Raw genomic sequence first — 11,044 nt, 5'->3', positions numbered from 1 at the left:
TTATTTGCTCTTTAATTTGTGCTACCTCAGGATGCAGCCGGAAGGTAACGTCTTCTAGCACATTTCCAACTAGACCGCAAACCTGTTCATAACTTCCGGCTTCTATTGCCTGAATCATTTCTTTTGTTTTCGGATGATTCACTCCATCTAATTGAAGTCTTCGATACACATCTGCTGTTGACACCCCGATAAAGGGTTTAGCCAGTATGACCCAGCAAGTCGGCGCGGCAGGAAGTTCTTTAATTACTTCCCCTCTTCCAGTAGCAAGGGCCGTTCCTCCGTAAACGCAGAATGAAACATCCGAGCCAATTTCCGCTCCAATCACAGCGAGTTCATCTAAACTTAATCCAAGATCCCATAGCTTATTCAGCCCTCTTAATACAGCAGCAGCATCACTGCTCCCTCCAGCAAGCCCTGCAGCGACTGGGATGGCTTTTTCAATTGTAATGGCGACTCCCTTTTTCACCTGAAACCGCTCTTTTAAAAGAAGTGCCGCTTGGTAAGCAAGATTTCGCTGATCATCCGGTACAAAACGGTTATGGGAAATGATCTTGATATCCTCTTGCTCTAATAAAGTTAATTCAAGGCGATCGGCTAGATCAATGGTTGTCATAATCATTTCAACTTCATGATAGCCGTCCACACGTTTATGCAAGACATCCAAAGATAAATTAATTTTAGCCGGTGCCTTTACTAAAAGCTTCAACATCTTCACCTACTTTGACAAAACGTCTCCATTTTTTGTCCTATTTTACCACAAAACAACAAAAGTAAGACGTCCTGATTAGACTTTCTTCATAAAAAGTTGTTCTTTTTGTCAAAATTTCTTTAAAAAAAGTGCCGGAGCATTAGCCCCGGCACACCGCAGTAAATCCATTTCGCTATTAATCACGATCTGTTTTATATACAGTTTATGTTAAGCTTCAAAAGGTTACCGATTATTCTTTAGGCTTTGCTGTGCAATTTCAACTGCTCGTTTAACCATATTTCCAGCATCCTTCGCTTTAATACCGCCCCAGCCTTCTCTTTGCACAACATCATAAAAGCCAAGTTCCTTTGCTAGCTCCTCTTTAAAGCCTTCTGTCATAATCCCTTTTCGCCTGCCTATGATTAACATCTCCTTTCACACTGCGGTAATTATAGTATGAACGTTCAATGTTTATTCATAAGAGTTAAATCGCTTTTTTACAAAAAAACAGCAGCAAACATTCGTTCGCCGCTTTGAAGCAAAAAAAATTTATATTAATTTAAAGCAACTCGTCCTGTTGTATCTTCGTAGAATGTAATTTGAACAGTTTCTGTTAGAACATCTGCGTAGCTGTAGGATACACGTTCAAACGCATTTTCATCCTGATCCAGCTCAATCACAAATACAGAAGGGTACGTTTCTGCTAAAACACCTGAACGCTCAATCGTCTTCCTTCTTCCACCATTAGCCTTGAGCAATAATCTTTTCCCAAGGTTTGAATCAAGAGCTTTTTTGATATCCAATAATGTTTTTGCCATTCGTTCCACCTCACTATGTTAAGTATATCACACTGACACAGTGGAGTCAAATAAAAATATAAATTATAACAGTCTTTAAAAAAGATTGTCAATATATTTTCGTCCACAATTTCTTCTATTTTTCAACATTTTTAGCTTATCCTTATTCATCTTAGAATATGTACGCTATTTCCAAAGAAATATGCCAACTTTTTCTACAAAAAAACAAACCGCCTCGAGTAAGAACGGTTTATCATTTAGGACTCATTATGATGTTCACTATTAAATGGCATTCCTGTTCTCAAAACTCCTTTTGTTTCTATTCCGCCCAGGCCCTTTTCTCCTGTTAGTGTATTTCGTAAAACATCCCATACATTTATTCGCTCCATAAAAGGAGTAAAACTAACTTTTGCCACTATATATACCGGATCTAGCGCATGTATATTCACTCTATAAGGGGAGCTGGCAAAATTAGCGCCTGCTAGGATGATGGATTCAAAATGAGACTGGCATGCGCCTGCAAAAATGACTAGCTGATCTAAATGAGGGACCTTCTTTCTTGCTTCTCTAACCGTTTGTGCAAATTGTTTAGAATGGCGATAGGCGTTAATATCTGATTTTTTCCCCTTTGCCTTTGAATAGGCATCATGGCCGGTGACCACAAGAATATCTGGTCTATAGTAGTCAATAAGCTGCCCAATCCTCAGCGGCATTTCCTTTTCATTGCAATGAATGCCCGTCACTGGGACACCTATTTTTTCATATAAATTTAAGCATTTTTCTAAATAAGCCGGATCCCCATCAAGGTGAAGGACTCTTCCAGGCATTTGAAAATAGCTCAATGATTTGCTGTAGCCGTCTGTGGCTTCATACTCTTGTTTTTGCTTGATCAGCTCGACATCCTGACGGAATAGCTGGAGAGACTGCTCTTCCATGGAATGATACTCCTCAGCAATCTTTGCCCTTGTCGATGGACTAATTGTAATTAAGTCCTCAATAGGCGCGTCTGCAATTAGCCGAATGTCTTCCCCATAAAGGATGGCATATTTTTGCCCATTCTGTTCCCGAAAATCGATGACCCGAAACAGAATATCACAATGGTAAGAAACCCTCCCGACAATATCCATAATGTTTATGTTCAACTAAAGTCACTCCAATTAGCCCCATCAAGCCTACATATGGCATCGAAAAGCTGCCATTTCAGGAGGGCCTTCTAAAGAATATAGTCTAGTTCTCTCATAAATTATGCATCGGTTTAAAAACATGTGCTGTATTTATCTATAAATAAAGTTTTTAACGCTCACTATGAGTTGTTCATGACACGTGTTTTCTGTAGGCGTGCCTTAATCCCTTACCATGAGAGGTCCATGACAAGCGTTTTCAGCAAAAGGGGTTTTTACCCTCGGCATGAGCCGTCCATGACACTCGTTTTCAGCTGAAGGCCATTCAAACCCTCGCCATGACCCGTTCATAACACGATTTTTTGGCAGAAGAACCTCCTAACGCTCACCATAAGCTATTCATTCCATAGAAAAAGGCTCACACATGGTGAGCCTTAAGAAAATATTGCAGCTAATTTGTCACTTAACCGGGCAAACTCCTCAATAGATAAGGTTTCCCCTCTACGGCCAGGCTCGATTTCTGCTTGCTCTAATGCAGCAAGAATGTCTTCCTTCTTTTGTTTCCCATCCGGCAAATAACTTGTTAAGTTATTTAATAAGGTTTTCCGCCTTTGCGCAAAGCTGGCCCTAATAATTTGAAAAAAGAATTCCTCATTCTGGACGGAAACTGCCGGTTTCTCCCTTTTCGTTAAACGAATAACAGCTGAATCGACATTCGGCTGAGGAATAAATACGGTTTTTGGAACAATCATAACCGTCTCAGCCTCTGTATAGTATTGAATCGCGATGGAAAGGGAACCGTAATCTTTTGTTCCCGGCTTAGCAGAAATTCGATCTGCCACCTCTTTCTGAAGCATACAAACAATTCCCCTGATTGGCAGTTTGTCCTCAAGCAGCTTCATAATAATCGGAGTTGTTACGTAATAGGGGAGATTGGCAACAACCATAATATCGTCCATCCCCGCTAATTCTGTTTCAATCATTCCTCTAACATCCGCTTTCAGTACATCCTCATGAATGATCTTTGTATTCGGATAAGGAGAAAGGGTTTCTTGTAAAATCGGCAAAAGCCGCTGGTCAATTTCAAAGGCCACTACCTTTTTGCTTCTTTTCGCCAGCTGTTCTGTTAAAGCGCCAATCCCAGGGCCAATTTCAATCGCTGCTGATTTTTCCGTTAACTCGGCATGATCCACAATTCTTCTGAGAATATTAGTATCAATTAAAAAGTTTTGTCCTAAGCTCTTTTTAAAAGAAAATCCGTATTTTTCAAGTATGGCACGGGTTCTTACCGGGGTCGCTATATCTTTATGCATGTTCTTCCTCCTGACGGATCGCTTGGATGGCAACCGCAAACTCTTCTTTGCTAATTTGAAACATCATTAAACTTTTATGTAGCTGCTTTCCATTTGTAAATCCAATTTTTAAAAGCCTACCTAGCTTCTCTCTTCTTTCCCTTGCTCCGGAGCCGCCAATTAGGCCTGCAGCAAGTAAATCCTCTTGAGTGATGACCTCCTCCACCTCTTCATGCATGAGGTGTGCCTCGCGAAGAGCTTGCCGAATCATCTCGGGAGAAGCATGTTCGACACCAACACCCTTCCCGTATTTATGTAGAGCATCCTTTTTATCGATAAATGCATGCTTACAGCCAGGGACATGTTCTTTAATTGTATTGCGGATTTTTTTCCCCGGATAATCAGGATCAGTAAATACAATGACCCCTCTTGTCTCTTGAGCAAGCTTTATCTTTTCTAATGTTTCATCATTAATGGCAGAACCATTTGTTTCAATCGTATCCGCATCGAGTGCGTTTTTAATCGCAGTCGTATCATCCTTTCCTTCGACCACGATGATTTCCCTAATCTTCATAAATCCTCCTGTTATCTTGCTCTGTATTTCATTAGAGACATTTAAAATAAAAATAAAATATTTGAGAAAAAATTGAAACATTTTTGTAACCTTATTCGTCTGTATATATGATTGGTTAAATAATGATTTTAATTATATATGAAAAGTCGAAAGAAAGAAAAAAAGAAAAAATGCAGAGGATTTAGGGGTCCCCTGCACTTTCAAAAAATTAATTTAGTATTCTAATTTTTACTGTTTTGCGTCCCCAGCGATAAGCTTCTCCCTTTGTAGCAAAGAACACATCGATTTTGTTTCCTTTAATGGCAGAACCGGTATCTGCAGCGATCGCATACCCGTAGCCCTCTACATAAACTTTCGTGCCTAAAGGAATAACTCTAGGATCTACTGCAATCACTTTCGCATCGGGATTTGCACGCAGATTAATGCCTGTCGCGGTTTTGCCTGAGCAACCGTTACAATGAGCCGTATATGCGGTCGAGGACACATAGATTTCCTTCCCGCCTGTTTCGCCGCGGGATGCAACCACATTAACAGCTAACGGCTTCGTACCAACAGCAACCACTTTATCCTGTTTTTCCTGAACGGTTTTCTCGTTTAATAATTTTCTTGAAACTTCCTTGCCATTTTCTAATACAACTTCATATTCCTTCGTTAATAAGCCCTCTTTGCCTTGATTAACGACTTTCTGGGAACCTTTATCCAGGCTGCTGTCCTTCTTCGTTACAACAGCAAATTTAATTGGTTCTTCCACAACATCGGTGACTTTTTCTACTCGAATGATTTGAATGGTGTCGTCTTTTTTGACAACCGTATCCGCTTTGGGTTCAATACGATCTAGTTCGTTTAGCGTAATCCCCTGCTGTGATAAAAAGTCAGCGACCGTAGTCGAAGTGGACCAAACCTGTTGCTCTTTCCCGCCATCCGACAATGTTAATGCAAAAGCTTTATTGACAACTATTTCAAGTTTATTTTTAATTGGCTCTTCGAGATTTGGCTGAACCTTATCATGATCAGTTATCGTAATCTCCTGTTCTTTCAAAAGCTCTTCTACTGTTTTGGACACTGTCCAAATCGTTTTCTTCTCGTTGTCTTTCACAATGTGAACCTGTTTTGCCGGCTCCCAAACAATCTCTAAATTGTTTTTCACCTTCGTGTCAAGGGATAACGACACATAGTCCTCTTTGCGTAAAGAAATGTCTAAATCATTAAAAAGTTCTTGAATTGTTCCCGCATGTGTTTTAATGACCTTTTCCTGACCGTCTAATGTCATTGCCACCGTTTTCTTTGTTGATTCGAATATAAAGAAGCCTAAAGCAGCTGCAAAAACTATGAAACTAGTAGTAATAATGACAATTCTCTTCTTACTCAAAGACTCGGAAAACAGGTTTTTCATGTTTTGAAATACGATGAAAAACGCCTCCTTTTCTCTCGGAGTGATTATATAGACTATCTTACAGTTTTGTCAACTCTCTTTCACTTTCCTTATTTTAGCACCACCCTCTCCTAAACGTATTTCCTATTATGCAAAATCTTTTTGAGAAAGGAAAGAGAGACTTATCGACATGGTTATCCTATGATGGGACAAGGAAATGTAGAACTTTTTGGAACTAGGAAAAAAAAGGACAAGTACCCTAGAATATCGACAAAATTCTTTATCAAATTATGCCGAATATTTTTTTAGCATTCTCTGTTGTTATTCTGGCTACTTCTTCCACTGAGACATTTTTAATTTCAGCAATTTGTTCTGCCACCAGTTTTACATAGCTAGGCTCGTTCCGCTTGCCGCGATAAGGATGAGGGGCTAAATACGGGCAGTCAGTCTCGATTAATAGCTTGTCCATTGGGATGACTTCCGCTACTTCCTTCGGTTTCTTCGCATTTTTAAAGGTAACAGGCCCTCCAAGTGAAATATAGAAATTCATTTCAACACATTCTTTGGCCGTTTCCGGGCTGCCGCTAAAGCAATGCATGATTCCTCCGACTTCCCCTGCTCCCTCTTCCTTCAAAATGGATACAATATCAGCAGTTGCATCCCGATTATGAATGATAATCGGCAGCTTTACCTTTTTTGCCAGCTGAATTTGCTTTCTAAAAACCGCCTTCTGAATGTCCTTTGGAGACTTATCCCAATAATAATCGAGCCCCATTTCACCAAGTGCTACTACCTTCGGGTGGCTAGAGAGCTCCTCAATCCATTGGAGATCCTCATCAGTCATATCAATGGCATCAACCGGGTGCCAGCCTACACTTGCGTAAATAAATTCATATTGCTCTGTCAGTTCCATCGCCTTTTCAATGGTTGGACGATCAAAGCCAACAACGACAATGCGGGTAACTCCTTCTTCCAATGCTCTGTCAATAACCTCTCTTAGATCATCATTATATTGTTCGGCATTTAAATGTGCGTGGGTGTCGAAAAACATCAAAAATTCCCCTTTTTACATAAATTATATTTCAGTAACATTTCTTTCATATATGTAACAATTGATACAATCAGCGGGTAGTTTTCCAAATATAGTATTGCCATTTTTTACTCATTATTGAAAAATAACAAAATCCTCTTTTTTACGTTCTTATCATTGATATTATCGTTAATTATGTGAATAAATATTATTTTATAAAAGAAAAACATAGAAATGTTTTACGTCTAATGTTACACGTGAAACATTTCTATGTTATAAAACATTTATTTTACTCTTGCACCTAATGGAAGCGACTCAGCAATGGTTGCTAGTGAAAGTTCTCCATCCTTGCTTCCGGCAAGGATCATTCCTTCTGAAAGCTCTCCACGAAGCTTAACAGGCTTTAAATTCGTAACGCAAATAAGTTTCCTGCCAATAAGGTCCTCTGGTTTGTAAAATTGAGCAATTCCAGAAACGACTTGCCGCTTTTCATAACCTAAATCTAGCTGAAGCTTAAGCAGCTTATCTGCCTTTTTTACTGGCTCTGCATGAATAACCTGTGCTACCCGCAAGTCAACCTTCATAAAGTCATCAATAGTGATTTCTTCACTGTCAGGCTTTTCCTCTTGTTTCACTTCTTCCACTTTTGGTGCTGATCCTTGCATTTTTGTTTTGATATATTCTACCTCTTCATTTAAATCAAGACGAGGGAAAATAGGGTCTCCTTTGGCGATTTTTGTCCCTTCAGGAATTAAACCAAATCCTTCTAAGCTCTCCCAAGCCGTAAAGCTGTCTCCATTTACATTCAGTTGCGCAAATATTTCCTTTGGCGCTCTTGTTAAGAACGGCTGTATAAGAATGGCAATTCTTCTTAAGGACTCTGCTAAATGTGCCATTACACTTTCAAGTTCAGCAGTCTTTGCCTCATCCTTTGCCAGTGTCCATGGCTGTGTTTCATCGATATATTTATTGGATTTGCTGACTAATTGCCAAATGGTCGATAAAGCTACGGAAAACTCCATATTCTCCATTGCCTCTTCATATTTCTTAACCGTTTCCTTATTTGCTTGAAGCAATGACTGATCATACTCACTATTTGAGCCATTATATTTTGGAATAACCCCGCCAAAATACTTATCTACCATTGCCAGCGTCCGATTTAACAAGTTTCCTAAATCATTCGCAAGATCAAAATTAATTCTTTCTACGAAGCCTTCCGGTGTAAACACACCGTCCGATCCAAATGGAACTTCACGCAATAAATAATAACGCAATGCATCTAAACCATAACGGTCAATTAAGGTGACAGGGTCCACTACATTTCCTTTAGATTTGGACATTTTGCCATCCTTCATTAATAACCAGCCATGGGCAAACACTTTTTTAGGTAGGGGCAAATCTAAAGCCATCAGCATAATTGGCCAATAAATCGTATGGAAACGAACAATTTCTTTTCCTACCAAATGCACGTCTGCCGGCCAGAAGTTTTCGTATTTGGAAGGATCCTCTGTTCCGTAGCCTAAAGCTGTAATATAGTTCGATAAGGCATCGATCCACACATAAATGACATGCTTTGGATTGCCTGGAACCTCAATTCCCCAATTAAAGGTTGTTCTAGAAACAGCAAGATCTTCTAATCCTGGCTTAATAAAGTTGTTAATCATCTCATTTTTACGAGATTCAGGCTGAATAAACGAAGGATTCTCCTCGTAATATTGCAGCAGTCTATCAGCATATTTACTTACCTTAAAGAAATATGATTCTTCCTTTACTTTGTTAACGGGTCTTCCGCAGTCCGGACAGTTCCCATCTTTCAGCTGGCGCTCTGTGAAATACGATTCGCATGGTGTACAATACCATCCTTCATATTCCCCAAGATAAATATCTCCTTGCTCTAATAATTGAGCAAAGATCTTTTGAACAACTTCCTTATGGCGATCCTGTGTTGTGCGAATGAAATCATCATAGGATATATCAAGCTTTTTCCAAAGCACTTGAATTCCTTCGACAATTTCATCTACATAGCTTTGGGGTGTAACCCCTTTTTCCTCCGCTTTTTCCTGGATCTTTTGACCATGCTCATCCGTACCAGTCAAATACATGACATCAAATCCGCGCAAACGCTTGTAGCGAGCCATTGCATCGCCAGCTACCGTTGTATAGGCGTGGCCTATATGTAAATTTCCGCTTGGATAATAAATAGGTGTAGTAAGATAAAACGTTTTTTTACCTCCCACAATATCCCCTCCTTTTTAGCTAAAAAATCCCGACCTTACAATGGACGAGATTAAACTGTAATACGTGCCAAATATAGGCTTCTTATATTAATTAGAACCTATGTGAGCAAACCGACTCATTAAGTCAGCATAACCTCTTATACCATCAAAATATACCTAATATTTAGTATTTGTGCAACAAATATAGATAAGCTAGAGCCCTAAAAACTGTGAGAGTTATATATTTTGCTTCAACTGAAATGAACACTGCCTAACTAAATAAATTATTTATTTTTTTATCCCAATAAATATAAATCTCCACTCGTATATTATTATGTTGAATTCTGTAAGTACTGTTGATATTTGTCGAATATTATTTTTTTGATAATAATAAAATAATATATCTAAAGAGTTAAAATATTTACTAAACCACCATTAAAATTTGCTGTTATGTCAGTAAACCTTGATGTAATAACCTTTATTGGATAAGGTAAAAACTTCTAATTAAATTAAAAATAAAGTAATTGACGTATTTGGGAAACGCTGGTATTATTGAATTAATAAAGATTTTGTCGAATATTGGCGAAAGAACTATAAATAGAAAAATATTTTTTAAGATTTGGGAGGAGAATTTTTATATGAAATCTACAGGTATTGTTCGTAAAGTTGATGAACTAGGTCGCGTGGTTATTCCTATCGAGTTAAGACGTACATTGGATATTGCTGAAAAGGATGCTTTAGAAATCTACGTAGACGATGATCGTATTATCCTTAAAAAGTACAAGCCAAATATGACTTGCCTAGTAACTGGGGAAGTTTCTGACGATAACATCCAATTAGCTAATGGAAAATTAATTGTTAGCCGTGAGGGTGCTGAACAATTATTAAGTGAAATTCAAAACAGATTTGAACTTGTAAAATAATAAAAAGAAGCTTCTCTGCATAGAGAAGCTTCTTTTTTTACTCTTCGTTATCATTTGATTTAACATGAAAGGCATGGTAAACCTCTTTCTTATTTATGCCTCTGTCGGCTGCTGTTTGCTTTATCGCATCTTTACTATTCATTCCGCTATCATTCATATAATGTTCCACATGAGCTTCAATGGATAAATCCTCCCACCAAATTTCTCCCTCTTCTTGCTCTTTCTCTGATGAACCCTCAAGGATCAGAACAAATTCTCCTCTAATTTCTTCAGATGTGGCCCAATCTAATACCTCTTTCACAGTCCCGCGAATAAACTCCTCAAACTTCTTTGTCAATTCGCGGCAAAGAACAATCTTTCTATTCCCCATTTGCTCTTCAATAAGTGTAAGCGTTTCTTTCAAACGATGTGGGGCTTCGTAAAGAATCGTAGTGGCGGAAATTTTCGAAAGCTCCTCAAGTTCTTTTCTTTTGGTTTTCTTTTTCCGGTCTAAAAATCCATAGAAATAGAAAGGCTGCGGATTAAGTCCTGATGCAATGAGTGCAGTTAAAGCGGCATTCGCACCTGGAAGCGGAACGACCGTTAATTTTTCAGCGGCTGCAGCGGTGACCAGCTCGTAGCCGGGATCAGAAATCGTTGGCATCCCTGCATCACTCACAAGAGCAATCTTCGCTCCGTCTGCTAATTTCTCTAATAATTTCTCCCCGCTCACCGCTTTATTATGTTCATGATAGCTGATGATCGGCGTATCTATTTCAAAATAATTGCATAGCTTCTTCGTATTTCTTGTATCCTCAGCAGCAATAAAATCTGCTTCCTTCATAATACGAATAGCCCGAAAGCTCATATCCTCTAAATTCCCAATGGGGGTCGGAACTAAATACAGGATTCCCTTACTGTCTTCCTTATCAAAGCTTTTTTGCTGCCACATATGTACCACCCGTCTCAACGAAATGCGGAAGCGCCTTGATCACCCCCGACAAGCACAAGACGAGCCTCACGGAAAGGTGTTTTTTACCTTTCTGGGAGGA

Annotated in this window: 11 protein-coding genes; 1 reads left to right on the top strand and 10 read right to left on the bottom strand. The window is 39.0% G+C overall.

What is annotated here, in order from left to right; all coding sequences use genetic code 11:
- The 9 genes from ispE to metG all read right to left on the bottom strand — a co-directional run.
- Positions 1 to 706, bottom strand: a 706-nt coding sequence (ispE, locus tag V7149_RS08855; RefSeq protein WP_335345274.1) for a 4-(cytidine 5'-diphospho)-2-C-methyl-D-erythritol kinase, incomplete at its 3' end; no start/stop codon positions are given.
- A 225-nt stretch (positions 707 to 931) separates the two neighbouring features.
- A complete protein-coding gene (locus tag V7149_RS08850; protein WP_335345289.1) occupies positions 932 to 1,108 on the bottom strand; it encodes a small, acid-soluble spore protein, alpha/beta type in 177 nt (58 codons plus the stop codon).
- A 134-nt stretch (positions 1,109 to 1,242) separates the two neighbouring features.
- Complete coding sequence (gene veg / locus V7149_RS08845; protein WP_057776771.1) at positions 1,243 to 1,506, bottom strand: biofilm formation stimulator Veg; 264 nt, start codon at positions 1,504 to 1,506, stop codon at positions 1,243 to 1,245.
- 236 nt (positions 1,507 to 1,742) lie between these two features.
- Positions 1,743 to 2,627 (bottom strand): sporulation peptidase YabG, encoded by an 885-nt coding sequence (gene yabG, locus V7149_RS08840; protein ID WP_335345273.1) that lies wholly within the window; start codon positions 2,625 to 2,627, stop codon positions 1,743 to 1,745.
- Positions 2,628 to 3,040: 413 nt separating this feature from the next.
- Positions 3,041 to 3,919 carry a 16S rRNA (adenine(1518)-N(6)/adenine(1519)-N(6))-dimethyltransferase RsmA gene (gene rsmA / locus V7149_RS08835; RefSeq protein WP_335345272.1) on the bottom strand — a complete coding sequence of 293 codons (879 nt, stop codon included), beginning with the start codon at positions 3,917 to 3,919 and terminating at the stop codon, positions 3,041 to 3,043.
- On the bottom strand, positions 3,912 to 4,472 hold the full coding sequence (gene rnmV, locus V7149_RS08830; RefSeq protein ID WP_335345271.1) for a ribonuclease M5: 561 nt from the start codon (positions 4,470 to 4,472) through the stop codon (positions 3,912 to 3,914). The genes rsmA and rnmV overlap by 8 nt, the downstream gene beginning before the upstream one ends.
- 208 nt (positions 4,473 to 4,680) lie before the next feature.
- A complete protein-coding gene (locus V7149_RS08825; protein ID WP_335345270.1) occupies positions 4,681 to 5,865 on the bottom strand; it encodes a ubiquitin-like domain-containing protein in 1,185 nt (394 codons plus the stop codon).
- A gap of 262 nt (positions 5,866 to 6,127) precedes the next feature.
- Positions 6,128 to 6,895 carry a TatD family hydrolase gene (locus V7149_RS08820; RefSeq protein WP_335345269.1) on the bottom strand — a complete coding sequence of 256 codons (768 nt, stop codon included), beginning with the start codon at positions 6,893 to 6,895 and terminating at the stop codon, positions 6,128 to 6,130.
- 263 nt (positions 6,896 to 7,158) lie between these two features.
- Positions 7,159 to 9,114 carry a methionine--tRNA ligase gene (metG, locus tag V7149_RS08815; RefSeq protein ID WP_335345288.1) on the bottom strand — a complete coding sequence of 652 codons (1,956 nt, stop codon included), beginning with the start codon at positions 9,112 to 9,114 and terminating at the stop codon, positions 7,159 to 7,161.
- Positions 9,115 to 9,728: 614 nt separating this feature from the next.
- Between metG and V7149_RS08810 the strand changes: the two genes are divergently transcribed.
- A complete protein-coding gene (locus V7149_RS08810) occupies positions 9,729 to 10,013 on the top strand; it encodes an AbrB/MazE/SpoVT family DNA-binding domain-containing protein (RefSeq protein ID WP_066301993.1) in 285 nt (94 codons plus the stop codon).
- A gap of 37 nt (positions 10,014 to 10,050) precedes the next feature.
- Here V7149_RS08810 and rsmI read toward each other — a convergent pair whose 3' ends face one another.
- On the bottom strand, positions 10,051 to 10,944 hold the full coding sequence (gene rsmI / locus V7149_RS08805; protein ID WP_335345268.1) for a 16S rRNA (cytidine(1402)-2'-O)-methyltransferase: 894 nt from the start codon (positions 10,942 to 10,944) through the stop codon (positions 10,051 to 10,053).
- Between the last annotated feature and the right edge of the window lie 100 nt (positions 10,945 to 11,044).

This window comes from Bacillus sp. JJ1503, from assembly GCF_036965125.1.
In the GTDB taxonomy this organism is placed as follows: domain Bacteria; phylum Bacillota; class Bacilli; order Bacillales; family Cytobacillaceae; genus Cytobacillus.
The sequence above is the reverse complement of the archived record's forward strand: the minus strand, read 5'-3'. Positions and strand labels throughout refer to the sequence as shown.

Coding starts and splice junctions, on each gene's coding strand:
- rsmA (WP_335345272.1), bottom strand. CDS start 3,919: ATGCATAAAGATATAGCGACCCCGGTAAGAACCCGTGCCATACTTGAA.
- V7149_RS08825 (WP_335345270.1), bottom strand. CDS start 5,865: ATGAAAAACCTGTTTTCCGAGTCTTTGAGTAAGAAGAGAATTGTCATT.
- rnmV (WP_335345271.1), bottom strand. CDS start 4,472: ATGAAGATTAGGGAAATCATCGTGGTCGAAGGAAAGGATGATACGACT.
- V7149_RS08810 (WP_066301993.1), top strand. CDS start 9,729: ATGAAATCTACAGGTATTGTTCGTAAAGTTGATGAACTAGGTCGCGTG.
- veg (WP_057776771.1), bottom strand. CDS start 1,506: ATGGCAAAAACATTATTGGATATCAAAAAAGCTCTTGATTCAAACCTT.
- V7149_RS08820 (WP_335345269.1), bottom strand. CDS start 6,895: ATGTTTTTCGACACCCACGCACATTTAAATGCCGAACAATATAATGAT.
- rsmI (WP_335345268.1), bottom strand. CDS start 10,944: ATGTGGCAGCAAAAAAGCTTTGATAAGGAAGACAGTAAGGGAATCCTG.